This is a genomic window from Alkalicoccus chagannorensis DSM 18086 (genome assembly GCF_000429725.1).
Lineage (GTDB): Bacteria > Bacillota > Bacilli > Bacillales > Salisediminibacteriaceae > Alkalicoccus > Alkalicoccus chagannorensis.
The window spans coordinates 65,959-92,435 of record NZ_KE386945.1 but is presented as its reverse complement, the minus strand read 5'-3'; the positions used below and the strand labels follow the sequence as shown (position 1 = coordinate 92,435).

21 protein-coding genes are annotated in these 26,477 nt (G+C 56.5%); 16 read left to right on the top strand and 5 right to left on the bottom strand.

Features of this window, described 5'->3' with window-relative positions:
• Positions 1–386: 386 nt before the first annotated feature.
• A complete protein-coding gene (locus tag G477_RS20735; protein ID WP_051288192.1) occupies positions 387–1,052 on the bottom strand; it encodes a response regulator transcription factor in 666 nt (221 codons plus the stop codon).
• Between the two features lie 304 nt (positions 1,053–1,356).
• Here G477_RS20735 and G477_RS0117175 point away from each other — a divergent pair, with 304 nt between their 5' ends.
• On the top strand, positions 1,357–2,049 hold the full coding sequence (locus tag G477_RS0117175; RefSeq protein ID WP_026698966.1) for a LuxR C-terminal-related transcriptional regulator: 693 nt from the start codon (positions 1,357–1,359) through the stop codon (positions 2,047–2,049).
• A gap of 998 nt (positions 2,050–3,047) precedes the next feature.
• On the opposite strand, the gene G477_RS0117165 is transcribed toward G477_RS0117175, so the two are convergent.
• On the bottom strand, positions 3,048–3,752 hold the full coding sequence (locus tag G477_RS0117165) for a hypothetical protein (RefSeq protein ID WP_026698964.1): 705 nt from the start codon (positions 3,750–3,752) through the stop codon (positions 3,048–3,050).
• Between the two features lie 150 nt (positions 3,753–3,902).
• Between G477_RS0117165 and G477_RS0117160 the strand changes: the two genes are divergently transcribed.
• From G477_RS0117160 to G477_RS0117150, 3 genes are all read left to right on the top strand, one after another.
• Complete coding sequence (locus G477_RS0117160; protein ID WP_026698963.1) at positions 3,903–5,273, top strand: TcaA second domain-containing protein; 1,371 nt, start codon at positions 3,903–3,905, stop codon at positions 5,271–5,273.
• 147 nt (positions 5,274–5,420) lie between these two features.
• Complete coding sequence (locus tag G477_RS0117155; RefSeq protein WP_026698962.1) at positions 5,421–5,861, top strand: hypothetical protein; 441 nt, start codon at positions 5,421–5,423, stop codon at positions 5,859–5,861.
• Positions 5,858–7,018, top strand: a complete 1,161-nt coding sequence (locus tag G477_RS0117150) for a glycoside hydrolase family 16 protein (protein WP_026698961.1) — start codon at positions 5,858–5,860, stop codon at positions 7,016–7,018. Before G477_RS0117155 ends, G477_RS0117150 begins: the two co-directional genes overlap by 4 nt.
• Before the next feature lie 103 nt (positions 7,019–7,121).
• On the opposite strand, the gene htpG is transcribed toward G477_RS0117150, so the two are convergent.
• Positions 7,122–9,011, bottom strand: coding sequence for a molecular chaperone HtpG (gene htpG / locus G477_RS0117145; protein WP_026698960.1), 1,890 nt, complete (start codon positions 9,009–9,011; stop codon positions 7,122–7,124).
• Between the two features lie 173 nt (positions 9,012–9,184).
• On the opposite strand from htpG, the gene G477_RS0117140 reads away from it, so the two are divergent.
• Positions 9,185–10,072 carry an ROK family protein gene (locus G477_RS0117140; RefSeq protein ID WP_026698959.1) on the top strand — a complete coding sequence of 296 codons (888 nt, stop codon included), beginning with the start codon at positions 9,185–9,187 and terminating at the stop codon, positions 10,070–10,072.
• 733 nt (positions 10,073–10,805) lie between these two features.
• Here G477_RS0117140 and G477_RS0117130 read toward each other — a convergent pair.
• Together G477_RS0117130 and G477_RS0117125 are read right to left on the bottom strand one after the other, a co-directional pair.
• The gene (locus G477_RS0117130) at positions 10,806–11,099 is read right to left on the bottom strand and encodes a hypothetical protein (RefSeq protein ID WP_026698957.1); all 294 of its coding nucleotides are present in this window, start codon (positions 11,097–11,099) and stop codon (positions 10,806–10,808) included.
• Between the two features lie 150 nt (positions 11,100–11,249).
• Positions 11,250–12,158, bottom strand: a complete 909-nt coding sequence (locus G477_RS0117125; RefSeq protein WP_026698956.1) for a glycerate kinase — start codon at positions 12,156–12,158, stop codon at positions 11,250–11,252.
• A 113-nt stretch (positions 12,159–12,271) separates the two neighbouring features.
• On the opposite strand from G477_RS0117125, the gene G477_RS0117120 reads away from it, so the two are divergent.
• From G477_RS0117120 to G477_RS0117065, 11 genes are all read left to right on the top strand, one after another.
• Positions 12,272–12,472, top strand: coding sequence for a hypothetical protein (locus G477_RS0117120; protein WP_026698955.1), 201 nt, complete (start codon positions 12,272–12,274; stop codon positions 12,470–12,472).
• Between the two features lie 24 nt (positions 12,473–12,496).
• Entirely contained in the window at positions 12,497–13,159 is a 663-nt protein-coding gene (locus G477_RS0117115) for an STAS domain-containing protein (protein WP_026698954.1), read from the top strand.
• A gap of 1,404 nt (positions 13,160–14,563) precedes the next feature.
• A complete protein-coding gene (putP, locus tag G477_RS0117105) occupies positions 14,564–16,111 on the top strand; it encodes a sodium/proline symporter PutP (protein WP_026698952.1) in 1,548 nt (515 codons plus the stop codon).
• Positions 16,112–16,197: 86 nt separating this feature from the next.
• Positions 16,198–17,004: a DUF3100 domain-containing protein gene (locus G477_RS0117100; protein WP_035212325.1), complete on the top strand. Its 807-nt coding sequence runs from the start codon at positions 16,198–16,200 to the stop codon at positions 17,002–17,004.
• A complete protein-coding gene (locus tag G477_RS0117095) occupies positions 16,997–17,449 on the top strand; it encodes a hypothetical protein (RefSeq protein ID WP_026698950.1) in 453 nt (150 codons plus the stop codon). Before G477_RS0117100 ends, G477_RS0117095 begins: the two co-directional genes overlap by 8 nt.
• Before the next feature lie 405 nt (positions 17,450–17,854).
• The gene (gene ppc / locus G477_RS0117090; RefSeq protein ID WP_026698949.1) at positions 17,855–20,620 is read left to right on the top strand and encodes a phosphoenolpyruvate carboxylase; all 2,766 of its coding nucleotides are present in this window, start codon (positions 17,855–17,857) and stop codon (positions 20,618–20,620) included.
• Between the two features lie 459 nt (positions 20,621–21,079).
• On the top strand, positions 21,080–22,075 hold the full coding sequence (locus G477_RS0117085) for a BMP family ABC transporter substrate-binding protein (protein ID WP_051288191.1): 996 nt from the start codon (positions 21,080–21,082) through the stop codon (positions 22,073–22,075).
• A gap of 13 nt (positions 22,076–22,088) precedes the next feature.
• Entirely contained in the window at positions 22,089–23,912 is a 1,824-nt protein-coding gene (locus tag G477_RS0117080; protein WP_026698947.1) for a sensor histidine kinase, read from the top strand.
• Positions 23,909–24,637 (top strand): 5-oxoprolinase subunit PxpB, encoded by a 729-nt coding sequence (gene pxpB / locus G477_RS0117075; protein WP_026698946.1) that lies wholly within the window; start codon positions 23,909–23,911, stop codon positions 24,635–24,637. Before G477_RS0117080 ends, pxpB begins: the two co-directional genes overlap by 4 nt.
• Positions 24,634–25,401: a LamB/YcsF family protein gene (locus tag G477_RS0117070; RefSeq protein WP_026698945.1), complete on the top strand. Its 768-nt coding sequence runs from the start codon at positions 24,634–24,636 to the stop codon at positions 25,399–25,401. The genes pxpB and G477_RS0117070 overlap by 4 nt, the downstream gene beginning before the upstream one ends.
• The gene (locus G477_RS0117065) at positions 25,394–26,332 is read left to right on the top strand and encodes a 5-oxoprolinase subunit C family protein (protein WP_026698944.1); all 939 of its coding nucleotides are present in this window, start codon (positions 25,394–25,396) and stop codon (positions 26,330–26,332) included. The genes G477_RS0117070 and G477_RS0117065 overlap by 8 nt, the downstream gene beginning before the upstream one ends.
• The last annotated feature ends 145 nt before the right edge of the window (positions 26,333–26,477 follow it).

Below are 26,477 nucleotides of genomic sequence, written 5' to 3'. Positions count from 1 at the left end.
CTTTTCGCGATTTCTCCTCAGCATCCGACATGAGCTTCGCGCACTTTTCTACAGCTCACCTGGGAAGGCTTGTGTAACAAGAAATGACCGTATTCGTTGTATGAAAGTGAGGAACGAAGCGGCAATTTTCGGAGGGCGCGCAGGCAGGTACCAGCTGAACATCCCCGCTGCTGCTGGCTTGCGAAGCTGATGGGGGGATGTTCTGCCACTATCACGGTGAAACATCACATCGCCTTAAGTGAAAATACAGTACAGCGAAGATACATTCTTTAGCATAATTTGATGACATACATAAAAGACCGCCTCAAGTGGAAGTTTGAGGCGGTCTTTTGCGAGTTTTTTGAAAAAGCGGTTTACTCATGAGCGGAAAAGTCTGCCGACGGTACTTATCGTTCGTCGTAAACCCATTCGTTTTTCAGGGCGTGCAGCACAAGGGCGGTACGGTCGGGCACCTGCACCATGCGGATCAGATGACTGACGTAGCTTTTGACGGTCTTGGCCGAGTAATACATTTCATCTGCAATCTGGCTGGTGCTGTACCCATTGATCAAGTACGTGAGCAGCTTCTGGTCTCGGGCCGACATGCCCGCTGGAATCTGCTGTTCGTCCAGCTGGAAGCGGCGGATCGGCTTTGCCTTCGTCTGGAGCCGGCTGAGCTGGTCTGCGAGCTGATGATGCAGGCCTGGTTCCAGGTAGAAGTCCTGATGCTGCAGGCTGCTGCAGACAGCCTCTGCATTGGAGATAAACCATTCGAGGGTGATCAGACCGGAAATCGGATACAAGAGCGAGTGAAATGACCGGTCGATGTCCTCCTGCGGGGTGACAATCACTACTTTCTGTTTATCGGTGAAAGCCGCTTCCAGTAGTTCTGCACGGCTTCCGGGATCGTTCAGAAAAAAGAAACAGCAGTCGTATTCTTCCTGCTCCTGAACATACGTGTCTGCGAAGGTGACATCATATGAGTCCGGCAGGTAGAGGTCCGCTTCCTCAATCTGTTCATTCTGTAGATGAGAAATAAAAAGTAGACGCTGGGGTTCAACAGTTTTCAGCATCGGATCCTCCCCCAATATCAGTATAGTCGTCTGAGTATGTCATTATTCCTAAAAGTATCATGAAGTACATCAATTTGCTAGTTCCTTTCACGAAGATTCACTTTTTTACTCATACTTTCTCATAATCGGTTAATCCATAGGTCCTATAATCATTCCGCAGAGTGGCAGGTTTCTCATGAAAGATGCAGTTCGGCAGCTTCGCGTAGAAAAGGTTTACAGGCCTGTCACTGTAAAACCTTATACATAGAGTGTACAATAGAAGAACAATAAACTCACAACCTTTGCTTATGTCAGGAGAATGCAGATGTCTACAAAATCCTTAGGACGAATTCTGCTCGTCTGCAGAGAAGAGGCGTACGAGCACTACTTTCAGGATGTGTATGAGACAAATCAAGGGGCAGGCAGATATGAGGAGCTTGCGCTGTGTACCGGAGAAGACGAGACGTATGCGGGTAGTTTTGATATTTTGTTCATCTTTTCATCGGATCCCGCTTCCCTCATTAAATATGAGCAGCAGCGGGAGCACGAGGTAGACTGGACGAAAAAGCGGATTATCTTCGTGACGCCGGCATCGAAGCTGGAATCGTCCCGAAAGATTCTGCACCTGCCCGTTTCCGGGTTGATCTCTTTGGAGAAGTTTACAATGTATGGCGACCGGGCGCTGGATATCGTAATCGATCATGCCTTTCTGCTGGAGCCGGAGCTGAATTTCTATGTGGCGGACAGTCTCATGCATCACCGGCGGAAAGGCGAGCCGGCGGAGAGGCTCAAGCTGATCAAGGAAGAGGTGGATGCTCCGCTCCGAAAAGCGGAGATGGACATCCTGCAGCTGCTGCTGGATGGACGTACGACGAAGGAAATGGCGGAAATGTTGTATTACTCCGTCAAAACGGTGAAACGCTATATTAGTAACTTGATCCGGGTCGTCGGCACCGCAGACCGGACGGGCATCATTGTACACGCCATCCGCGCAGGCTGGGTGAAGTACGAAAAATAACAGCGGCGTGACGGAAGCGCCGCTGTTGGAAAAAGGACTGCATGGGTGGGAGGAGTGGATGACGAAGTATTGTATAGCGCAACCGCTTGCACCATTTCGCGCTGCCGACTGTGTTCACGGCAGGGGGAGAAGGAATAACCTATTCCCCCCTTTGAAAACGTGCGGTGCCGCTGCTGTAGAGAAGAGGGTGCAGTGTCGTGGCGGGGTTTTGGCGTGAGTCGACACGGTTGCGTGCATACCTCGACGTACCTCTCGCTTCGTATGGCGGGGTCGACGCCGTTTGGCGCGCTTTTTCTCCGGGGCGACAGGCTTTCTCCGCGGGGCGTCGAGGTTTGCGGGGCCGGGCGACGGGCTTTGCCTGTCGAGTCGACACGGTTTCTGCCGGACCAGAGGCTAAAGCGAAAAACCGCCCGCCACTCCTTGGCGTAAAAAAAGATAGCATGGAATGTTCTTGCTTCCTGGTGGAGAGCCGAAGACGCCGCTTAACAGGAAAGCGGGTCGCTTCACGGAAAAAAGGAGACGCTTGCCTGCCTGAAGCGGGCGGGTACCAGACGCAGGCGGGACGCTCCGAAGGAAAAAGGAGCCACCTGCTTCATATTGAGCCAGCGAACGCCCAAAACACGCCGCTCTTGGGCTGTTTTGGGACGGTTCGACTCGAGATTTGGGCCACGCCTCCCAAGACGTAGAAACAGCATCTAACCGGCCGTATACCGCACTTGAAAAAGAGAGCAAATGGGCTTGATGCGACGAGTAACCGCAGGAGCAGAGCTCTTCGTGCGACGAGTAACCGCAGGAGCAAATGGGCTTCGTGCGACGAGTAACCGCAGGAGCAGACGCACTTGATGCGACGAGTAACCGCAGGAGGAGCGTCTGAAAATCCCTTCTTTCCCGAGGGACGGTTGCATAGCTGAAGGCAGGCCCTGCGGAACGCCCGGCGCGGCAGGCACGGCGCCTTATTTCCGTACCGTATTCTTTGAAGCTAACCTTAGGCCTGACTGCTAAAAGATCATAACCAGGAGCGCCGCGTACAGCAGCGCGCCTGCAAGAAAGGAGAGAAAATGACTTTCCTTCTCCGACGGCAGTTCTTCGCGGAGGACGGTTAAAATCAGCGCGCCCGCGACAGTACCGAACAGCAGCGCTTCTATGAGCGGCGGGACGGAACCGAGCAGCCCGGCTGCATACCCGGCCAGAACGGATCCGGCGAGCAGCCACCGGCCTTCGTGGTCGTATTCATCCGGATGATAGTCCCGGAGCGCCTGATCGCTTGAAATGAAATGAAGCGAAAGGGCGAACACATAGAGAGCGAGTTCCGCTGTGTTTTCCTGTCCGCCGTGGACGAGCAGGTAGCCGATCAGCGCATTGTAGAGGGCAAACACAGCGACGTGGATCCGGAACCAGAAGACAGCCGTATGCTCGTGTTTGCCCGCGGCCTGTTTTTCCAGTCCGTAGAACAGCAGAAGGCCGAACAGCGCCGCCGCGTAGATATGAAAGTCTTCAAGAAGAAACGTGATGTTTTCCTCCTGCAGCGTCTGCTGGAGCGTGTGCATTTCCGGTTTGATGTGCAGAAACACATACGCAATTGAAATCCCTCCAGCAGCCGACATCCAGCGCCCTCGCCTGCCAGGAGACAAGCGGGAGAAGCGCAGCCCATATAAATGAATGAACGCGAAGAGGAGTGCCCCCATAAAACCTGCCCAGATCAACGTACCAACCCCCTTTTTCTCCTGTTCTATACCCTGTGCGGCAGCGAAACAAGCATCTGGGAGCATTCTCCATGCTTGAAAGCGTGCAGGCAGGGGAATAGTCCTAACAGATATTCCTTCGTCCGTGAGCTTAATTAAGGAGGGAACGCGATGAAAACCTGTCCCCGCTGCGGTGCAGCAGCAGACCAAGAACGTTGTCCATCCTGCGGCCAGGATCTCCCTAAGGGACGCCGGCCGGGTAAGTGGATCAGTTTTGTTGTGCTCGGCCTGCTGCTCGCTGTTTTTTTCGGCGCTCCGCAGCTGGCAGCACAATGGGATGATCCCGATGAAATCATTGCCTCTCTGGAAGAAGCCGTACTTACCGGAGATGCAGAGCGCGCCGCCACCCTCATGACCGCAGAAGAAGCCGACGTGACGGACAGTTCTGCTGCGGCCTTCGTGCGGTTGATGCAGGAAGACGAGGAGCACCGGGAAGAGATGCTGCAGGAACTGCGGTCTCAGGCCGCTCTCATGAAGGCGGAAGCCGAAGTGCCGGAGCCGGAAACCTATGCGCTGGAAGAACAGGATGGCTGGCTGGGCGGCTATGAGGTCGTGCTGCCTTCGCTTTTTTTCTATATGGACGGTGCCTTTTCCGGTCTGGAAATCGAAACGGCAGATGAACGGTATGAGCCCGGGAGCAACGTGCATGAGCAGTATGGACCGCTGCACCCGGGCATGTATGAAGCAACCCTTACTTATGATGGCCCCTATGCGCACGTGAATGAATCGGAGGACCTCCTCGTGAAACCGGCAGACCCACTCATTGTCGAGATTGATCCCGGCGCCGGCCCGCTCCGGATCGAGGAAAGCCTGGAGCACATGTCGCTGACGATTAACGGCGAAGAGGCGGAAGTACCTGCCGGGGAGGCGTATCAGCTCGGAGCTCTATCCTATGATGGCTCGATCGAGGTCAGCGGGGAAATCGATGTTCCCGGAGGGACGGCGGCCGCAGCGCCGGTCACGGTCCGCAGCAGTCAGCCGATTCAGCTGCCGCTGGAGGAATTCAGCCCGGAGTTGGAAGAGCAGCTGTTGGCGAAGACCGTCCGGTTCATGCAGAACGTGAACGAAGCTGAAGTAACGAATGATCCCGATACCCTCACGCATGTGACCGGTTCGCTGCGGGATTCGTTTGAATTCCAGATCCGCTACATGCGTTCCGCCGGCTATAAAAAGGACATCCCGGTCTCCACCATCACCGTGGACCAGGAAAGCCTTCTGATGGAAGAAGGGGAGGACGGCTGGGAGGCATCGGTCTCTTATCAGCTGCTGCGGGAAGAACACTGGTACCGTCACGGCGAAAAGACCGAAGAAGTGGAAAATCGCTTTACGGGCCGGCTGCACTTTGTCCATGAAGAAGAAGACGACGTCTGGCTCGCTTCGTATTTATCCCAGCACAGCAGCACTTCGTTCCGGCCGGAAGACCCGCTGGTTATAGAAGAGACGTACGACTGGTCCGACGAACTGGATTTCCCGGAAGAGTAGAGAAAGGTCCTGCTTTCTGTTCCAGTATGGGAATGTATATGTTCTCATAAAGGAAGACGGCGGCCGCAAACCGTTACGACCAAAAGGCGCTTCGCGGTTTTAGTCGTCTATGCTATACTGGAATGAAATAGGAAAGGCAGGCACGCTATGATCAAGGGACTCTTTTTCGGCATCTGGCTGGCGCTCTATCTCGCCGGCATGTGGACCTACAGCTCCACGGCATTTATGTATGACCAGCATATTCAATTTGTATTCACCACCGACGTCAGCTGGGAGCGGTTCTTCTCGCTCCGTTACGTGGGCGATCTGCAGACGGATGAGGACCTGCTCTTCTCCAAAATCGCGCACGTGTTCAGCTCTGCTCTGCTGGCGTTTCTCTTTTTTCTCTGGCTCGGCCTGCGCACGTGGACGGTTGCGGCGATGCTGATCTTTGTCACCACGGTGGAAGTCGTCCAGGAATTTTTCACTCGGGACGCGCGTGCCCTGGACATCGTGCTGAACGGCACCGGCGTCTGCATCGGGGTGTTCGCAGCGGCCGTCTGGCTGTTAGGAAGCCGGAAGAAATCGGCAGAGGAAGTGAACGTATGAAGGATGCTCCAGGGAGCCGCCGGAAAAAGGGAGCGGGCCGGAACACGGGTCATCTTCTTCTGCATCGAGGAGTCCGGACAGCCGGGCTGCTCCTTTTTTCGATCGTGCTGCTCGGATGCAGCGTCTCGGACGACGACCGGGAACAGCCCACGGCGGCTGACGTACACCGCGCTTCCGCGGATGCCGCCAATACAGCAGCGGCGTGGCTGCTCCGGCAGTGGTCCTTTGCGCTCGACGTAGACGAAGCAAGCATGCGGCCGGTGTATAAAACGACCGAACGGCAGCGGCTGGAGATTCGGGGACTGTCTCTGTCAGAAATGGCCACACAGACCGGAGAAGCCTTGACCGTTTCGCTGACCGCCGAGACAGAAGATTCGTATACGCTGCACTGGCAGTTCGACGGTCCTTCGGAAATCACCGACGGGAGCCGGGAGCTTGAAGACGGCGAGCAGACGATCGAGATGCCGATACCGGAAGAAGCGTTCAGCGGGTATTACGAGCTGCTCCTGACGCTGTCTGATGAAGACGGCACGACCGTTCTGCAGGCGGTGGCAGCCGAGGAACTGCGGATCAGCCGCGGTGCTGACGACATGGAGGACCTCCGGGAGGAAAACTGGCAAGTGTCCGATGGGCGGACGCTCGGTCGATCCGCGCTGCGGGCGCCGCTTGTGGAAGAGGCCGGCGGGGTCCGCCTGCGGCTCCCGGGAGGGGAAGACGACGGCGCAGAACTGCAACACGAATCGGCTTCCGGCTACGGGTCCTATGAAGCGAAGATGCGGCTGCCTGATGCCCCGGGTTCGATTACGGGATTCTTCCTGTACGCTCCGCCTGATTATTATTATGAAATTGATATCGAAGTGTTCAACCAGGCTGACGACAGCGAAATCTGGCTGACAACGTACGAAGACGGGGACACTGCGCGGCAGGAAAAACTGCCGATGGAACGTGATCCGACCGCATCGTTTCTCGAGTACCGGTTTGACTACTATCCGGACGAGCTGCGCTTCTACCTGGAAGGCGAGCTGCTTGCTGCCTGGGAAGACGGCTATCCGCACGAGGACATGCCGCTCATGATCAATGCCTGGTACCCGGCCTGGCTCGAGGGAAACAGCACGGAGGAAGATACGTACCTCGAACTCGACTGGGTGCGCTGGTGAGCCGATAAAATAAAAACAAGCCGTCAGCGACGAGATCGTCCTGACGGCTTGTTTTTTGTGGTTCCAGAGCGGGCAGCGTCGGCCCCGGAAGGAACCTCTTCGGTTATTTCATGATGCGGCACACATCGTTTGTGAAGGCGACAGGGTCTTCGACGGAGAGCCCTTCAATCAGGCGGGCCTGGTTGTACAGCAGGTTCGTGTACAGCTGCAGGGTCGCTTCATCGTTGTTCTCGTGTGCCTGCTTCAAGGAAGCGAAAACGTCGTGCTGATGGTTGATCTCCAGCACTTTGTCCGCCTGGACGCCCTGGTTTTCCGGCATCTGCGCGAGGATTTTCTCCATCTCGATCGTCACTTCCCCTTCGGCAGTCAGGCAGACCGGATGGCTTTTCAGGCGGGAGGAGAGACGCACGTCTTTGACCTTCCCGTCGAGCTGTCCTTTCATCTTTTCAAACAGCTCTTTGTATTCCGTTGCGGCTTCTTCATTTTCTTTCTTTTCCTCTTCGCTTTCGAGCCCGAGATCACCGCTCGATACGGACTTGAATTCTTTCCCTTCGTATTCGCGCATCATTTTAATGGCAAACTCGTCGACTTCTTCCGTGAAATAGAGCATTTCATAGCCTTTGTCTTTCACGAGCTCCGCCTGCGGCAGCTGGTCAATCCGCTCGATGGATTCTCCGGAAGCATAGTAAATATACTCCTGCTCCTCCGGCATGCGCTCCACGTATTCGGCGAGGCTGACGAGCTTCTTCTCGCTGGAAGAATAGAAGAGCAGCAGGTCTTTCAAGTCATCTTTGTGCTGACCGAAATCATTGTACACGCCGAACTTCAGCTGACGGCCAAAGGATTCGTAGAACTTCTCGTAGTTCTCCCGGTCTTTCTTCAGCATGTTCTGCAGTTCCTTTTTCACTTTGCTTTTAATGTTTTTCGCGATCATGTTCAGCTGGCGGTCCTGCTGCAGTATTTCCCGGGAAATATTCAGCGACAAGTCCTCGGAATCCACCATGCCCTTCACGAAACTGAAGTAGTCCGGCAGCAGATCCGGGCATTTTTCCATGATCAGCACGCCGCTGGAATAAAGTTCGAGCCCTTTTTCGAACTCCTTGGAATAGTAATCGAACGGCGTCGTTTCCGGAATGTAGAGAATCGAGCTGTAGCGGATCGTGCCGTCGACATTGATATGAATGTGCTTAAGCGGCTGATCGAAGCCGTAATGCTTCTCATGGTAGAAGTTCGTGTAGTCCTCGTCCGTCAGCTCGGACTTGTCTTTGCGCCAGATCGGCACCATGCTGTTGACGGTCTCTTCTTCCTGCACCGTCGTCGTTTCTTCGCTGTCGTCGCCGGCCGGCTCTTCTTTCGTCACCGTCAGCAGAATCGGATAGCGGATAAAATCCGAGTACTTTTTGATGATCGTCTTCAGGCGCTGTTCCCGCAGAAACTGGCTGAAGTCGTCTTCGTTGTCTTCTTCATCCTGCTTCAAGTAAATCGTGATCGTCGTCCCCGTCTCTGATTTGTTTCCGGGTGTAATCGTGTAGCCTTCCACGCCGTCGGATTCCCAGCGGTACGCCTGGTCACTGTCCAGCGACTTCGTTTCCACAACGACCCGGTCTGCAACCATGAACGCCGAGTAGAAGCCGACACCGAACTGGCCGATGATATCCCGGCCGTCTTCTGTTTCGGTCTCCTTTTTAAACGCGAGAGATCCGCTCTCCGCAATCGTCCCGAGGTTCTGCTCCAGCTCTTCCTCCGTCATGCCGATCCCGGTGTCTTCAATCGTCAGGGTGCGTGCCTCCTCATCCGTCTGAACCCGGATGTAAAAGTCATCCTGATGGAAAGCCACCGCATCATCAGTGAGCGCTTTGTAGTACATTTTATCAATCGCATCGCTGGCATTGGAAATCAGCTCACGCAGAAAAATCTCTTTCTGCGAATAAATCGAGTTGACCATCATCTCCAGCAGACGCTTGGACTCCGCCTTGAATTCCTTCTTCGCCATCGTAACCCGCTCCTTTGTCGACTCATTCTTTTAGCACTCACGAACACGGAGTGCTAATCCAATTTTATTCTACTAAAAACAGGCTGTTTGTCAATTCCTTTCCCTTCAAAAAACAGGTGTAGGCGGCGCAGCAGGCTTCTGCTATAATGTGCGCAGAAGAGGAGGGGGTTCCTATGAGCCGGATTGGTATTGATATTGGGGGAACGACGATCAAGGCTGCGCTCGTGTCGAATGACGGGCGGGTGGAGGATTTCTGTTCAGCAGCCACGCCGGACCGTCCCGACGAAGCGGTGAAGAAGGTTCAGGGCTGGCTGGAAGGCTGGCTGCAGGAAGCGCCGGGGGCCGTCGGCATGGCAGCGCCCGGACCGCTCGACCCGGACCGCGGGATCTTTCTCGATCCGCCGAACCTGCCGGGATGGCACGGATTTCCGATCGTAGAAAAGATGCAGAAGGCGATCCCGAGGACGTTTCTCCTCGAGAACGACGCCAATGCTGCCGCTGTCGGCGAGTATCTGGCCGGCGCCGGTGCCGGCGCGGCCAGCATGGTGTTCATCACGATCAGCACCGGGGTCGGCGGAGGCATTGTCAACGGCGACCGGCTCCTCGTCGGCGCAGATCGGAATGCCGCGGAAATCGGAAACATGATTATTGCCGACGAAAGTCCGGAACAGGAGGGGATGAACCAAGGGGCGTGGGAATCCCTTGCGTCCGGAACGGCCCTTCAGGCGAAGGCGCTAGAGGCCGGCTACGCTACCGCAGCGGCGTTGACAGAAGCAGCCGGCCGCGGCGAAGAAGCCGCACTACCGGTGGTGGCCGAATGGAGTGAGTGGACCGCGCGCGGGCTGGCCAACATCATCCATACGGTCAATCCGGAACGCCTGATTCTCGGCGGCGGGGTGATGAATGCCGCAGAGGTGCTGCTCCCATTGATCAAGCAGCGCCTGGACAGCAAAGTGTACGAAAGCCTGCGTGGCCGGGTCGTCATCCGCCCGGCTGCCCTCGGCAGCCATGCCGGCGTCATCGGTGCATCCATGCTGGAGCGGATGCAGCAGCAGCGGTAACAGCAGAAAGAAGTCAGAGCAGGGAAGAGGCGGACAGGGCCTCTTCCCTGCTGCTTTTTTCGTCACGTGATAAGAATAGATACGTTCTCACGGTTGGAGAAGGTGCCGCGCCGCGTCGTTTGAAGAAGGTGCTTCGCAGTGGCGGGCTTTTCTTCTGAGTCGACAGGGTTTCGTGCATACCTCGACGTACCTCTCGCCTCGTCTGGCGGGGTCGAAGCCGTCTGGCGGGCTTTTTCTCCGGGGCGACGAGGTTTTGCCGCGGGGCGTCGAGGTTTTGATTTCGGGCGACGGGCTTTGCCTGCCCAGTCGACAAGGTTTCTCCCGACGATGGGGCAGGGAAAAAAGCAGTCGGCTGCTGCTTGGCGTAGAGAGAAGAGAAAAAAGCATTCTCTCCAGAAGGTCGCTCGGATAGAGAGGCAGAAGCCGGCTGCAGGCGGGACGCCCGGAAGACACTTGGAGCCACTCGTCTAAAGGTGAGACAGTGAGTGGAGATGCTCCGGCCTTTGCGCCATCCGCGCCATACGCAGACCGACCGGCGGCTTCATCTTCTTCACGCAAAAAAGCCCTGTCCGCTGTAAAGGCGGGCAGGGTACTCCAGGTTCGTGCTCAGCGTGATTCGTCCTCCGCACGAGGAAAAGTGGACGGCTTTGCTGCAGCGGGAGTCCTTTTTTGTATGTAGCTTGCTGTGTGCTTCAAAAGGAAGACAACCTGAAGGTTCTCTTCCTTTCACAGATCAGGATGTCCGGCTCTCTGTCTGCGGCGCCTCGTTGTCCAGGATGTCCCGAAGTCTTGTTCCGAGTCCGACCCGGCCGCCGAATGGTTTCAGAAATGGGCTGACATACATGTGGCTTTCGCGGCCGTCGAGCATGCGCGAATCCTCTTCATGAATCCATTCGAACACCGGTTCTTCCATTTCACGAAGCAGCACTCCTGAATAATAGGTGCCGCTGCTGGACGTACTGGCAATATCCAGAATGACGAGCGTCCCCTCGTAAAAATCACCACGGAATGATCGTAGTCTTGCCAAGGCTTTCCCCTCCTTCATCGTTCGTCACTAATAATGACCCGATACTTATTGTATCATTTAAAAACAGAAATTGGGAGGCTGTTTTCTCATTTCAAAGCATGAAGTAATTGGAAAATTATTCTCGTTCTGGCGTCTTTTCGCGTAGGGATCTCACGTATCATCCCGAGAAGAAGAGGAAGATGAAAGGATTTCCTCCATCTTTCGTATGATATCTTTGTCCGGGGCGTCGTCCATTGGTGGGAGATGCAGACGCCGGGCTCCCCGGGTGCGCGCTGCCGCATCGATCGCAGCGAGAAGGCTGTGGGACAGGTCCCCTGCGGTAATCATCATTCCGGCCTCAGGAAGTTTTTCCGGGAGCTCGTACCATACTCCTTCTGCTTCTGTGACTACAGGGAAGCCGATTGCCTGAAGCACACAGACGGCACCCCCTGCGGCGCCGCTGCCCGGGGCATGAAGGTCGGCCCGGGGGAACAGGCGCTGAATGGAGCCGGTGAGGCTTCTTTCGAGAAATTCAATAGCGCCATCGGACAGACCGCTTTCTCTTCCGGCGTGGGCGGCCGTGCCGTAGGGGCCGGTGACGGGGAGTGTATCGGTCGTCCAGATGTGGACATCCGGAAGGTCGGGCAGGTGGACACGGTGAATGCTGCTCAGATCTGCGGCAGATAGAGCGGTGATTTCGCTGCCGTCCTGTGAAAAATAGCGGGCGCCGAGTGCCTCCAGCAGACCGAACCCACCGTCCGCAGCTGGTGCGGCGCCGGCAAGCAGGATCGTACGGCGCTCCGCCGCTTCTTTGATGTGCCTGCCGACTGGGTATGTGTTGGAGTGAAGCAGATCCGCGTCGGTCGGCAGAATGCGGGACGCATCGATCCATAGGGTGTTTTCCTCCTGCAGCACCGGCTGCGGAGAACGGTGCTGGAACGCAGGCAGTGAGCTGCGGTGGAGAGGGATGGTAGTCAGAGTTTCCTCAGGAAAAACCCGGGTGGCAGCACTTCGCAGCATTGCTGCCGTTTCGTGTGCCGGATAAGATTCAGATGGACCGGTAAGAAGCAGTAGGCTCACAGTCGTTCCCTCCATTCGTTTTCTATAGTATACGCGCTGTAGACGAAAATTGCTGAAAAGATATACTTTTCCTTCATCTATGTTAGAATGCAGGAAACAGAGGAGGGGTCGGAATGAATTACAGTAGACAGACCCGGAGGGAACTCGAGGATACAGCTGTCTCCGTTCTGGAGCGGATCAGCGATATTCTCGATTTGAACACCGTTTATTTAACGAGATTTGACCGTGGCAGCATGACCGTGCTGCACGCCTACAATAAAGAAACAACCCTTGTATCGGAAGGCATTCAAGTTCCAATGAAGGATTCCTACTGACAGCACATACTTAACAGCGGCCGGGTGCCGCTGCAGCTGGAAGATGTTCAGACGCATGAACTGACAGAGGAAACCTCGACGAAGCTCGGGATTGAGGGGCACGGCCTGATCGGCGTTCCTGTTTATAAAGAAGGAGGCGACGCTTTCGGCACACTGTGCGCGCTGAGCAGCAGCCGGCGCACGTTCACGGAAAAAGAGCAGTCGCTGATGGAAACGATGGCGAGACTGCTTCAGTCCGTGCTGAGTGTTGATGAGGAAAGAGATCGTCTCACGTATGCCGAAGTACCGATCGTGACGCTCGCGCCGGGTACAGCCATTCTCCCGCTCACGGGGGAGATGACGAAAGAACGGGCCGCAGTTGTTATGGATCAGGTGCTGCGCTCTGTATCCGAAGAAGGATACGACCATCTGATTCTCGACATCTCAGGCCTTGTCCGTAAATCAGAAGCAATGACCGCGCGCATCATGGAACTGGCAGACAGTCTGGAGCTCATCGGAGCCGGGACGGTTCTCACCGGGGTCCGGCCCGACCAGGCACGCGAACTTCACGCGCAGATGATGCAGAGCTGCCGCATCCGGATCGCACCGTCGATGCAGGAAGCCCTGCGGATTACCGGCTGGACGATTCAGCCGAGTCAGTCCAGTGTTGAAAAGAAGGCCTCGGCCGGTACCCGTATCCGCCTGTAACCGTCAGTGCCGAAACTAACTACCCACGAAGCATCCGTATCTCCGCCGCCGGCCGCGGCCCGGGATACGGGTGCTTTTTTTGTTTTAAGAAAGGTGTCCCAATACAGTGGCCGGCCTCGTGTGCTGCCCGTGGCAGCCGGGGACTGGAAGGGGTCAGGTGGATGAAGGGCTGCTGGCGGTTTCGGTGGCTCAAACCCCGGGCAAAGCGTCGGCATGTCGGGCAGAAGTGGCTCAAAATGGTCGCAAAGTGGCTCAAAAACAGCAAAGTGACTCAAAAAAGTCGGGAAGCGACTCGCGGGCGGCGCTGAACCGCCCGCCACGCAGAGCAAAGCGACTCAAAGTTTTTGTAAAGCGACGCACTTTTAGATCAGCCGCAGCACAACAAGCCTCGATGAGCTCATTTCCGCCGGCTGCCCGTGGCAGCCGGGGACTGGAAGGGGTTAGGTGGATGAAGGGGTTGGCGGTATCGGTGGCTCAAAACCCGGGCGAAGCGTCGGCATCTCGGATAAAAGCGGCTCAAAGCGGCAGCGAAGTGGCTCAAAAACAGCGGAGTGGCTCAAAAAAGTCGGAAAGCGACGCGCGGGCGGCGCTGAACCGCCCGCCCGGCAGGGGGAAGCGACTCAAACGTTTGGTGAAGCGACGCGCTTTTGGATCAGCCGCAGCACAAACGTCGATGAGCTCGTTTCCGCCGGCTGCTCGTGGCAGCCGGGGAAAGCGCAGAGAATTCGATACTCCTCAGGCATGGCGGTTTCCTCTTTGCGCGGGAAAACGAAAACGGCTCTCTTTTCTCTGCACCCGCCACTCCGACGAAAGGATCCTAGTAAGGATGAGAGCAAACGCACCAAGCATCCACGTAGGTCCATCTCGTTGGTGCTGTCCCGCTCGTCTCTCGAACGCGGCGCGCTGCCGTGCCGGCTCTGGTACGAGCGTATCGAGTTGTTGCTGTAGTGCGGGAGAGAAGCAGATGCTCCGGTGTGGCGAGGGTACGACGACGAGTCGACAAGGTTGGAGGTATACCTCGACGTACCTCTTCACTCGAGTGGCGAGGCAAGGTCCGTTTGGCGGGCTTCTTCCCCGGGGCGACAGACTTTCGCCACAGGGCGTCGAGCTTTTCAGGGCGGGCGTCAAGCTTTGCCTGTCGAGTCGACAAGGTTTCCGGCAGCGGACGGACGTGTAGCACTGCCAAACGGCTCCGCTGATCATAGTGCCGACCGCTGCCTGCTTCTTTCGATGCACGAAAAGAGGAGGTTTTTAGTAAAAGAGGCGGCCCTCTCTAGAAAAATAGCACTGGTCAATTCCTCCCTTTGCGACTATAATGAAAGCAGCAGGAAAAGTTCACAAAATTGTCAAAGGAGGGTGGAGGTCGGCGGATACAGACATAACTAGAAGGGGGAATCCATCATGATGGTGGAAGGTCAAACAACCATTATCATCGTGTTTGCTGTGTACTTGATTGGTATGCTGGCACTCGGTTTTATTGCTTACAGAATGACCAACAACTTGTCCGACTACGTGCTCGGCGGGCGCCGACTCGGCGCAGGGGTCGCAGCCTTGTCAGCCGGTGCTTCGGACATGTCCAGCTGGCTGCTGATCGGACTGCCGGGGGCGTTGTACGCCGCGGGTCTAGTGGAGGCGTGGATTGCGATTGGTCTTGCTGCAGGTGCGATCATCAACTGGATGTTCGTGGCAGGGCGTCTCCGGGCCTATACGGAAGTTGCAGGCGATGCGATTACGCTGCCGGACTTTTTTGAGAACCGTTTTGACGACGGAGCACGGATTCTGCGGATTGTTTCTGCTGTACTGCTGCTCTTTTTCTTTACCTTTTACGTATCATCCGGCCTCGTCGGCGGTTCTGTCCTGTTTGAAAGCTCCTTCGGGATGGATCAGAACACGGCACTCTGGGTAGGAGCTGCTATCATTATTGCCTACACGTTCCTCGGCGGGTTTTTAGCCGTCAGCTGGACAGACTTTGTGCAGGGGATTCTCATGTTCCTCGCGCTCATCATTATTCCAGTCATCGCGATGATGGAGCTTGGGGGAATCGGTCCGACATTCGATACGATTCGGGACGTGGATCCTCAGAACTTGAACCTTCTCGGCGGCGGCGTCGGTGCGATAGGCATCATCTCCCTTCTCGGGTGGGGGCTCGGTTACTTCGGCCAGCCGCATATTATCGTTCGTTTCATGGCGATCCGTTCCATGAAGGAACTTCCGAAAGCACAGGCGATCGGGATTTCCTGGGTGCTGCTCTCGATGACGGGTGCGGTCTTCACCGGCCTCGTCGGTATTGCCTACTTTGCCGACCAGCCGCTTGATGACCCGGAATCGGTTCTATTGATGTTTACGCAGGTGCTCTTTCATCCGATTGTCGCTGGTGTGCTTTTAGCTGCGGTGCTTGCCGCTATCATGAGCACGATTGACTCCCAGCTGCTCGTCTCTTCTTCCGCGCTGGCAGAAGACATTTATAAAGGAATGCTGCGGAAGAACGCGTCCCAGAAAGAACTCGTCTGGGTAGGGCGTTTTGGCGTTCTTGCGATCGCGATCGTTGCGCTGATTCTGGCGCAGGATCCGGATTCGACCGTCATGGATCTCGTAGCGAACGCATGGGCCGGATTAGGTGCCACGTTCGGACCGCTGGTCATCTTCGCCCTCTTCTGGAAAGGCATGACCCGCAACGGAGCGCTTGCCGGTATGATCGTCGGCGGCGGTACCGTCGTCGTTTGGCTCAACATTGCCACGTGGCTCGGCATGCCGCCGGGTGAGTTCTTCGCCCAGTTTGCGCCAGATGCGCTGGCAGCCGGAATCGGGGCGCTGTTCGACATGTATGAACTGGTACCAGGCTTCCTCTTCTCCTCTATTGCTATTGTCATCTTCAGTCTGATCGGTCCTGGACCGACAGAGAACATGAAGCAGCAGTTCGAGGAAGCGAAATCGATGCACCACGGAAAATAAACAGCGGAGATCCCCCAGGCTGCTAAGGCCCGGGGGATCTTCCCTCTTTATCAGGGTTTGTCCTAAATTCAGGGAGCGGGGTGGTCATGTTGAGTAGGGAGAAAGCGAATGGACTGTGGAAGGACTGGCGCCTTCACGTGATTGTGTTTGCGATCGTCATCATTGCCGAATCGATTGGTCAGTTTGAATTCAGCGTAGGGCCGGGGGTTGTGCTGCTGCTGCCGATGCTGTATGCCATCATCATCGGGCTGGTCGTGTTCTTTTCCCCGCTCGCCGGGGAGGAGCAGTCCAAACATGCAGAACCGCTGCTCGTACTCGGAGTCGCGCTGCTGCTGGCGAAAATCGGCGTCATTATCGGCCCGGATCTGCCAGAGATCATTGCCGCCGGCCCGGCGCTGCTGCTCCAGGAGCTCGGCAACCTCGGGACGATTCTCGTCGCGCTGCCGATTGCGCTGATGCTTGGACTGAAGCGGGAGGCGGTCGGCATGACCCACTCGGTCGCACGGGAACCGAACGTCGGATTGATCATGGATCGTTTCGGCATCAATTCCCCGGAGGGACGAGGGGTGATGGCCGTCTATATTTTCGGCACGGTGTTCGGTGCGGTGTTTATGGGCCTCATCGCCGGCTTTCTGGCTACGCTCACGCCGCTGCATCCGTACTCTTTTGCGATGGCTTCGGGGATTGGCAGCGGCAGCATGATGGCTGCGGCGAGCGGATCGCTGATCGGAGCTTTCCCGGATATGGAAAATACGATTGTCGCCTTTGCCGGAGCGAGCAACCTGCTGTCGCTTTCCACCGGGCTGTATGTCAGTATCTTTATCGGTCTGCCGTTGACCGAAAAACTATACCGGATGATGGAGAAGCGCAGAGGAGGTGGCGGAGATGCTTAACAACATACAGGAATGGACGATTCTGCTCGTGATTTTCGGTATTTCAGCGCTTTTTGGCAACTGGCTCGGCTACGGGATTATGCCGCTGCAGGCGGTGCCCGGCATGATCATCCTGATTCTCGTCTGTCTCGCGGGCTTTATTGCAGCGGAAGTCATTCCGCTCCGCTTTCCGAGCGTGGCCTATATCGCGATTATCGGCATCCTCGTCTCGACGCCGTGGACCCCGGGTTCGGCCTACGTGGCAGAGTGGACCGGGCAGGTGGAGCTGCTTGCTCTAACAACCCCGATCCTTGCTTATGCAGGGATTGCCATCGGACGGTCCTGGGCCGACTTTGCCAAGCTCGGCTGGCGGACGCTGGTCGTCGCGAGTCTCGTACTTCTGGGAACCTTCATCGGCTCCGCGCTGATTGCCGAAGTCGTGCTGCGGATCCAGGGGATCATCTGATACAGGCGTGCGGGAGCAATCCCGCTGGCAGAGAATGGCGGGCAGAAAGCTGCGGCTGAACGGGCTGATACGCTTTCAGCAGGCGGATTCACCCGATTCCACCTGAATGCGCGCTGCACGTAAGAATTGTATGAAAAAATTGATTATTTCTTGCTGCTTCTGTTATGATGTTGGTTATATCAGACAGGGGCAGTTTCTGCCGTGGGTGGGACGCAGTGTGACGGGCCGGACAAAATACGTCCCGCGCACATCCCCTCCCGGCTGACCCGTTAAGGCTCTCAACCGTGCTGCAGAAGGCATGTTTCTCTGCAGCACCGCCGCACGCAGGAGCAGGAAAACACCGCTTCAGCCAACAGCTGCCGCCTGTGGACAGGCTGCCTGCATTTTTTATCAGGAGGGATCGAGATGACACAAACAGAAGATCAGAACGTGCACCTGAGAAACGATGTGAAAAAGCTGGGGAACATCCTCGGGGAAGTACTTAAAAAGCACGGAGGCGACGAACTCTTCAATAAAGTGGAAGATATCCGCGAACTGACGAAAGGTCTCCGCGACGAATATGATGATACGAAGTACCGTCATCTCAAAGAGGAAATCACGACGTTGAAATCGCCGATGCGCCAGCAGGTGATCCGTGCGTTTGCGATCTATTTTCACCTTGTCAATATTGCGGAGCAGAACCACCGCATCCGCCGTTCGCAGTTTTACCGGCTCGAGCGCGACAGCGACGTGCAGCGGCATTCGATGCAGGAAGCGATCATCGCCCTGCAGAACGACAACCATGATGATGCAACGGTACAGTCCATCATTGATGACCTGTCGATCGAACTGATCATGACCGCGCACCCGACCGAAGCGACGAAACGGACCGTCCTGGAAATCCAGAAGCGGATTTCCACGATTCTGCAGAAACTCGATCAGCCGACGCTTCCGTATAAAAAGCGCCGCAATCTGGAAGAAAGTCTCGTGAACGAAGTGACGGCGCTCTGGCAGACGGATGAGCTGCGTCACCGGAAGCCGACTGTCATCGACGAAGTGAAGAACGGACTCTACTACTTTGATGAGACGCTGTTCGATGTGCTTCCAGCGGTACATACCGAACTGGAGGACCAGCTGAACGATTATTTCACCGACCGGAAGTGGAAAGTACCGAACTTCCTGAACTTCGGCTCGTGGATCGGCGGGGACCGTGACGGCAATCCATTCGTGACACCGGACGTGACGTGGGAGACGTTGAAGCTGCAGCGCGGCCTCGTGCTCCGCAAATATGATGAAGGCATCACGGAGCTGATGAAGCGCTTCAGTCAGTCCACCTCACGCGTCAGCGTATCCGAAGACTTCGTGAAGCACGTGGAAGAACAGGAAAAGCAGTATTTGACCGGTAGAGAAAAGTGGCAGATTGAAGGCGAAGTATACCGTCGTAAATTTGCCGTGATGCTCAAGCGCCTGCGTGCGGTTGACAGCAAAAACAGCCGTCACGCCTATACGCATGCCGAGGAGCTGGAGCGGGATCTGCTCATGATCGAAGAGACAGCCATGGAGCATCAGCTCGAGGGCGTGAAGCTCAAGAAGCTGAACAAACTGATCCGCCAGGTGAAGCTGTTCGGCTTTCACCTCGCTACGCTCGACGTCCGTAACCACAGCGGGGAGCACGAACAGGCGGTTTCTGAAATGCTGAAAGTCGTCGGCATTGCAGAGGACTATGCCTCTCTGGAAGAACAGGAGAAGCTCAACGTTCTGGAAAAAGTATTGAAAGACCCTCGTCCGCTCATGCTGCTGAACGAAGACTACTCGAAGGAAACGCAGGATATCTTCGATGTGTTCAAGATGATCCAGAGTGCGCACGAAGAATTCGGTAAGCGCTCCGTGGAAGTGTACTTGATCAGCATGACGCAGTCCGCGAGTGACCTGCTCGAAGTGCTCGTGCTCGCAAAAGAAGCGGGGATCTACCGACTGCACGTGGACGGCACTGTGGAAAGCAACCTCAATGTCGCCCCGCTGCTGGAAACGGTCGACGACTTGATTGCCGGACCGAAAATCATGCAGACGCTATTCGACATGGATCTGTACCGCAGCCATATCGAAAAGCGCGGCGACCATCAGGAAATTATGCTCGGCTACTCGGACGGGAGCAAAGACGGCGGGACACTCACCGCCAACTGGAAGCTCTTCAAAGCCCAGCAGGAAATTCACAACATGGCCCGGGAGTACAACATTGGCCTGAAATTTTTCCACGGACGCGGCGGATCGCTCGGCCGTGGTGGCGGGCCGCTCAACCGGAGTATCATTTCCCAGCCGGCGGAAACGCTCGGCGACGGCGTGAAGATTACGGAGCAGGGCGAAGTGCTCTCCTCCCGGTATATGCTCGGCGACATTGCGTTCCGCAACCTCGAGCAGGCAGCTTCTGCGCTCATTCAGTCCACGTCGAAAGTACACAAGGATGAAGCGGCGATGACCGGACTGAAGCAGGAGTGGGAGGACGCGATCGAAACGATCTCGGATCACTCGCTGAAAAAGTACCAGAACCTTGTCTTCGGAGACGATGATTTTCTGACGTACTTTAAGCAGACCACGCCGCTCAACGAACTGCGGGAGCTTAACATTGGTTCACGCCCGATGAGCCGGAAGGGCTCGGAAAAATTTGAAGATCTGCGGGCGATCCCTTGGGTCTTTGCCTGGACGCAGTGCCGCCAGATGATCCCGGCGTGGTATGCGTCCGGTACGGGACTCGCAGCCTATGTCGAAAACGGCGGCGATGAAGCGCTGGAGACACTCCGCGCGATGTACCAGCAGTGGCCGTTTTTCCAGTCGACGATCAACAACCTGCAGATGGCACTGATGAAAGCAGACCTCATGACCGCGAAAGAATACGTCAACCTGGTGGAAGATCAGGAGGTTGGGCAGCGGATCTTCGGGGACATTCAGGCAGAGTATGACCGCACGAAAGACATGCTGCTCAAGATTTCGCAGTCCGACGAGCTGCTGGACTTCACTCCGAACATCCAGGGCTCCGTGCATCTGCGTAATCCGTATGTCGATCCACTCAACTTCATGCAGGTAGACCTCATTCAGAAGCTGCGCTCGGACGAAGCAGAAGATTCGGAAGAAGTACTCACGGAAGTACTGCTGACGATCAGCGGCGTCGCCGCAGGACTTCTGAATACGGGCTGATCCTGCAGCACGCTCCATCCAGTCACGTATTATCCCGCCAGAGCCTCGTCTCCGGCGGGATTTTTTTGAGTGTGTAACAAGCATCCAATGCCACAGGAGGAAAGCGGCGTCTCGCTCAGTCGGTCGTGATTCGACACGGTCTGCTTCGTGGGGCGACGTACCGGCGGTCCCGTGATAAATCAGAGGTCCTGTATCGTATCTTTCGACGCAGGTCTATCATCTATGTTATAGTGCTCCAGTACTGAAATGACACGGAAGAAAGCCGGAAAACATGTGGAAGTGGATGCATTTTTTCGACGAAATTCCACATAATCCGCACGGTCTATAGACGAAAAGCCCCCGCGTCCGGTAAGATGAGAAGGTGAGGTCGTTTGTGCGGAAAGTTATTGTTACAGATGGAATAGAACCAGGATACACGGAAACGGCCAAGGGCGGTTGGTGAAGAAGGGGGAAAAGCGGATGCAGGTGCAGAAGAAACAGTCCATGATCATTTTAGCTGTTGCCGGTGCGGCAGCGGTACTGCTGCTGCTCGCCCTGCAGATGCTCTCGTCCCACGTCTCAGGTTCGGATGATGAGGAGCCGCAGGACGAACCGCTGCACGTATCCATGCTGACCTCGGACTCTACTAACGACCAGAGCTGGGGAGCCTTGGCGTATGAAAGCAAGCTGCACCTGGAAGAACGTTTCGATACGGAGGTCGCCTTTTATCCGCATTTGACGACGAAACGGATGCGCGACTTTCGTATTTCCCGGGAAATAGAACAAGGATGCGACATCATCATCGGCCACGGCAGTGAATTCTCGGATATCTTCTCCCTCTACGCCGAAGAGCATCCGGACGTCACGTTTGTCACGCTGCACGGCGATTCCGATCAGGAGAACTATACGGTCTACACGTTTGATATTACCGATGCAGAGAAAACGGCGCTTCATGCTGCTTCCATGAAATCAGAAACAGGCCGGATCGGCGTGATCAGCATGGAAGGGGACTGGCATGCCGCAGAGGCGGTCTACGAAGAGGCCGGGCGGCTCGATGCAGACACCGATATTCTGCTGGAGACGGTCGTCAGCAGGAATGACAGGGAAGAGGCACTCCGGGCGATGAGATCGCTGAAAGCGCAGGGCGTCGACGTCATTTACACGAGAGGGAACCAGTTCAACCGTTACATCATCAGTGAAATGGAGCAGGAAGATATGTACGCGGTCGGATTCGTCGAAGATCAATCCATGCTTGCAGAAAATCACGTTCTGACCAGTGTAACCCAGCATATTCCGCAGATTTATGAGATAATGATGGAAGACTACTTATCAGATGAAGGTCTGCCGGGCGGTGTGCGTGAACTGGAGATCGAAGACGGAGCATACGGAGTGGCTCCGCTTGGTCCGATGTACACCGATGCTGAAAAAGCAGCTGTTAAACGATACCAGGAGCAGCTGAAGCAGCGGGAGAGCTGAAGGAGCGCATCGTATGAAGAATACGTTCAAACATTGGAGCCTCCGGGCAAAAATACTGACAGTACTGCTGCTTTTCACGGCTGTGATGAGCAGCCTCTCCTTTTTCTTCATCCTGTCTCTCGATGATATGAGCGATGTGAGTGAATCGTTGACGACAGAAGAAGTGCCGGAGCTGCTCTGGCTTTCCCACTGGGAGTCGCAGATCGCGATGAAGGAGCAGTTTACCGAGTTCGGCGTGGAGAGCAGCTTCTGCTGTGACTTTGTGGCGAACTATGAGGATTTCCGGGATGAAGGCGAAAGCTCGATGCTCTCCCTCCACGATGCCCCGCCGGAAAGTCTCGAGCCGGTGCAGCGGGATTTGGAGCGGCTGGATTTCATGATTTTAAATCACGTGCACGGGCTCGTTGAAATCGGGAATGAAGCCGGGGCGGCAGAATACATAGAGAGTACTTATTTTGATGAGCTGGAATCACTCCGTACCGATATCGAAGCTTCGCGGCAGGAAGTACAGGGCAGCCTGGAAGACCAGCAGTCCTACCTGAACGTCATCATTTCCGATGCGCTCGACCTGCTTGTGCTCGTGACCGGGATCGTGATTCTGCTGGCCATGTTTTTCGCCTACCGCATCAGCGCTGGATTCACCCGTCCGGTGCGCACGATGGAAAGCCAGCTGCAGCAGATTGCCGACGGCCGGTACGGGGCGGAAGTGGAAGAAACGACCCAGGTGGAGCTGGCGCCGCTCGCACGCTCCATCAATCAGATGTCCACACAGCTGGAGCAGTCCTTTGACATGGTGCTGTCGGACAAAATGTACCGCGAGCAGATTCTCGATTCGCTTCCGATCGGCATTGTCACTTCGGATGAACGAAGCGGCGAAGTGCAGCTCAACCGCACCGCCCGCGACTGGCTCGGCGACCACTTCCACGTGCGCCAGCTGCCGGAGCTGAAACGGGAGGCCGCCGGGGTGCACCGGTTCTGGGATGTACTGACGTCGAAGCACATTTTCAGCAATGAGAAAGTCCTGTATAAAGAACATGGAGAAGAAAGGATGTTTCTTGCTTCCCAGTCGCGGCTCGCCGGCGAAGAGGACGAAACAATCGGGAAAGTCTTTTACTTCATCGATATTACGGAAACGGAAGAACTGGAGCGACAGGTCCGCCAGACGGAAAAGCTTGCGGTCATCGGGGAGCTCTCGGCTGGAGCGGCGCACGAAATCCGCAATCCGCTTGCGGTGATCGACGGCTTCCTCGGCCTCATGCGGCATTCGATGGACCCGGAGGAACAGGAAAAGTTCCGTCTGGATCTTCTGCTGAAGGAAATCGAGAGAATCAACGCGATCATCGAAGACATGCTGATGCTCTCCAAGCCGGCTGCGCCGGCACTCATCCGTACCGGGCTGCAGAATACGCTGAATGATATTCTGCCGCTGATTCAGGAACAGGAAGCGAACCACCACGTGCAGATCTGTGTCGACTTGGAGCCGGTTGAGCTGGACTTGGATGCGGCGCAGATGAAGCAGGTCTTTCACAACCTGGTCCGCAACAGCATCGAGGCAATGCCCGACGGCGGCCGGATCGACATCACCGGAAAAGTCCGGACCCGGACCTACACCGTGGAAATTGCGGATAACGGGCCGGGGATTCCGCAGGAGAAAGCAGAGCGGATGTTCGACCCGTTCGCCACGACGAAAGAAAAGGGGACCGGGCTCGGCTTGACGATTGCAGAACGAATCATGAACCATCACAACGGCAGTCTGGATCTCAAAGGAACGTCGTCCGAAGGGACCTCGTTCTGCCTGACATTTCCGATGCCGTCGAGTCAGGAGGAGACGTTATGAGCATGAGCATGGAGATGCAGCCGCTCGGGGATGCGGCCGTACGGGTCCCATTCGGGTCGGTGATTTCAGAAGAAGTGCACGAAGCGATCCGCCGCTTCTGCGCCGTGCTGCAGGAGAAAAAGGATCCAGCGGTCATCGAATGGGTGCCGGCCTACTGTGCGGTGACGGTGTTTTATGACCCGCTTCACTGGTCGTATGAGGAGGCTGCAGCTGCCATGGCAGTCTGGAAAACCGAAGCGGAGGACGTCCCGCTGGCAGCACCGAAACGCTGGCTCATTCCCGTCTGCTACGGGAGCGGCTACGGACCGGACCTGTCTGACACAGCAGAGCATTGCGGCATGACGGAACAGGAAGTGATCGACCGCCATACGCGTGCCGAGTACCGCATCTACATGCTCGGTTTCATTCCCGGGTTTCCCTACCTCGGCGGGATGGACCCGGCGATTGCCGTGGAACGCCGCCGCACCCCACGGCAGAAAGTGTCTGCCGGAGCGGTAGGCATTGCCGGAGAACAGACTGGCATCTACCCGCTGCAGAGTCCAGGCGGATGGCAGCTGATCGGCCAGACCCCGGTGCGTCTCTACGACCGGAACCGCCAGAGCCTGGTGCTGATGCAGGCGGGAGACCGTCTCCGCTTTTCGCGGATTACGCCGTCTGAATATGAATCGATCGCCCGGCGCGTGGAGCGTGGAGACTACGAGATAGAATGGGAGGATGTCACATGATCAAAGTAGATCTGAATGCGGACGTTGGCGAAAGCTACGGCGCCTATACGATCGGCAGCGATGCGGACTTGATTCCTCTCGTCAGCTCGATTCATGCTGCCTGTGGTTTCCATGCAGGCGATCCTGCGGTCATGCGCCGGACAACGGCGCTTGCAGCGGAGCATGGCACGGCCGTAGGCGCTCATCCCGGCTACCCTGATTTAAGCGGGTTCGGCCGGCGGACGGTCGGACTGTCTCCGGAAGATATCTACACCGCTGTGCTGTATCAGCTCGGGTCTCTCGAAGGCTTCTGCCGGAAAGCGGACGTTCCGATGCAGCACGTGAAGCCGCACGGAGCGCTTTACAATGAAGCGGCTGTTTCCAGAGAGAAAGCCGATGCGGTCGCTGCGGCTGCGGCGGACTGGGATAAAGACCTGCTGTTGTACGGTCTCGCCGGCAGTGAACTGCTGGAAGCTGGACGCCGTGCCGGGCTGCGCGTCGTGTCGGAAGTCTTTGCCGACCGCGGGTACCAGCCGGACGGAACGTTGATGCCCCGGACAGAAGAGGGAGCGCTGCTCGAAAGGGAAGCTGCGCTTCAGCAGGTGCGTCAGATGGTAATGGACGGTACGGTGACTGCCTCCGACGGATCGGTGCTGCCGATCCAGGCGGACTCGATCTGCCTGCACGGAGATAAGCCGGAATCACCGGCACTGGCCGCGGCAATCCGCGAAATGCTGTACGAGGAAAGGGTGGCGGTCGTTCCGCCGGGTGACATCGATGGCTGAAATGAAGATTCGAAAACAGGGACTCCTGACCACGATTCAGGATCAGGGGCGTACCGGGGCTCAGCAGTATGGCATCGTCGTCGGCGGAGCGATGGATCCGTGGGCGCTCCGGCTCTGCAATGTGCTTACGGGGAACGATCCGGGAGCCGCCGGCCTGGAAGTTACGATGATGGGGCCGGAGCTCTCTTTCTCCGAACCGGTCCGGATAGCTGTCGGGGGAGCAGACCTCTCCGCGGCTGTGGACGGAGAGAAGATCCCGCTCTGGACGGCGGTGCTCGTACCGGCAGGCAGTGTCCTGTCCTTCGGTGAACCGAAGTTCGGGGTGCGTGCCTACATCGCCGTAGCAGGCGGGGTGGATGTCCCGGAAGTGATGGGCAGCCGTGCCACGTACATCCGTGCGAAACTCGGCGGCTTCCGCGGCCGGGAGCTGCGCAACGGGGATGTCATTCCCCTCGGAACACCGGGGCGGACAACGGGACGCCGGCGCATGCATCACGAGCTCCTGCCGGATTACCATAAAGGCCGTCCCGTCCGTATCATCCCAGGGCCCGACGCTCCAGGCTCCCTGTCGCTCTTCATGAGTGAAACCTACCGGATCACCAACGACGTCGACCGGATGGGAAGCCGGCTGGAAGGTCCGGAAATGGATGTCCCTGAAGCGGAGGGGATGCTCTCGGATGCTGTGGCGATGGGAACCATCCAGATCACCGCCGGCGGCCAGCCGATCCTGCTCATGGCCGATCGGCAGACGACAGGCGGGTATCCGAGGATCGCCACCGTGATCCATGAAGACCTCCCGAAAGTCGCCCAGATGCGCCCCGGCGAGGTGATCCGCTTCTCCACCGTGCCAGTGGAAGTCGCCCAGCAGCTGCGCCGGCACCGGGAAAAACAGTTCCGCCGCTACGTCAAACTAGCAGCCGGCGGTCCATAAGAGACGACCAAGCAGCGCCCGCCGGCACCGGCGGACGCTGCTTGTTTTCGGTTCAGGGGAGGTAACTTGCAACTTCGGCCAATGTCGGCCGATTGTGACCAAGCTGAGAGAAAGTGCGGACAATTCACGGAAATTTCGACCAAGC

What these genes read in the sequence shown, in the direction of transcription:
- G477_RS0117085 (WP_051288191.1), top strand. Translation starts at nt 21,080, where the DNA reads ATGCAGGTGCAGAAGAAACAGTCCATGATCATTTTAGCTGTTGCCGGT.
- G477_RS0117070 (WP_026698945.1), top strand. Translation starts at nt 24,634, where the DNA reads ATGATCAAAGTAGATCTGAATGCGGACGTTGGCGAAAGCTACGGCGCC.
- G477_RS0117175 (WP_026698966.1), top strand. Translation starts at nt 1,357, where the DNA reads ATGTCTACAAAATCCTTAGGACGAATTCTGCTCGTCTGCAGAGAAGAG.
- G477_RS0117155 (WP_026698962.1), top strand. Translation starts at nt 5,421, where the DNA reads ATGATCAAGGGACTCTTTTTCGGCATCTGGCTGGCGCTCTATCTCGCC.
- G477_RS20735 (WP_051288192.1), bottom strand. Translation starts at nt 1,052, where the DNA reads ATGCTGAAAACTGTTGAACCCCAGCGTCTACTTTTTATTTCTCATCTA.
- G477_RS0117080 (WP_026698947.1), top strand. Translation starts at nt 22,089, where the DNA reads ATGAAGAATACGTTCAAACATTGGAGCCTCCGGGCAAAAATACTGACA.
- ppc (WP_026698949.1), top strand. Translation starts at nt 17,855, where the DNA reads ATGACACAAACAGAAGATCAGAACGTGCACCTGAGAAACGATGTGAAA.
- G477_RS0117160 (WP_026698963.1), top strand. Translation starts at nt 3,903, where the DNA reads ATGAAAACCTGTCCCCGCTGCGGTGCAGCAGCAGACCAAGAACGTTGT.
- pxpB (WP_026698946.1), top strand. Translation starts at nt 23,909, where the DNA reads ATGAGCATGAGCATGGAGATGCAGCCGCTCGGGGATGCGGCCGTACGG.
- G477_RS0117065 (WP_026698944.1), top strand. Translation starts at nt 25,394, where the DNA reads ATGGCTGAAATGAAGATTCGAAAACAGGGACTCCTGACCACGATTCAG.
- G477_RS0117095 (WP_026698950.1), top strand. Translation starts at nt 16,997, where the DNA reads ATGCTTAACAACATACAGGAATGGACGATTCTGCTCGTGATTTTCGGT.
- G477_RS0117100 (WP_035212325.1), top strand. Translation starts at nt 16,198, where the DNA reads ATGTTGAGTAGGGAGAAAGCGAATGGACTGTGGAAGGACTGGCGCCTT.
- G477_RS0117140 (WP_026698959.1), top strand. Translation starts at nt 9,185, where the DNA reads ATGAGCCGGATTGGTATTGATATTGGGGGAACGACGATCAAGGCTGCG.
- putP (WP_026698952.1), top strand. Translation starts at nt 14,564, where the DNA reads ATGGTGGAAGGTCAAACAACCATTATCATCGTGTTTGCTGTGTACTTG.
- G477_RS0117120 (WP_026698955.1), top strand. Translation starts at nt 12,272, where the DNA reads ATGAATTACAGTAGACAGACCCGGAGGGAACTCGAGGATACAGCTGTC.
- G477_RS0117150 (WP_026698961.1), top strand. Translation starts at nt 5,858, where the DNA reads ATGAAGGATGCTCCAGGGAGCCGCCGGAAAAAGGGAGCGGGCCGGAAC.
- htpG (WP_026698960.1), bottom strand. Translation starts at nt 9,011, where the DNA reads ATGGCGAAGAAGGAATTCAAGGCGGAGTCCAAGCGTCTGCTGGAGATG.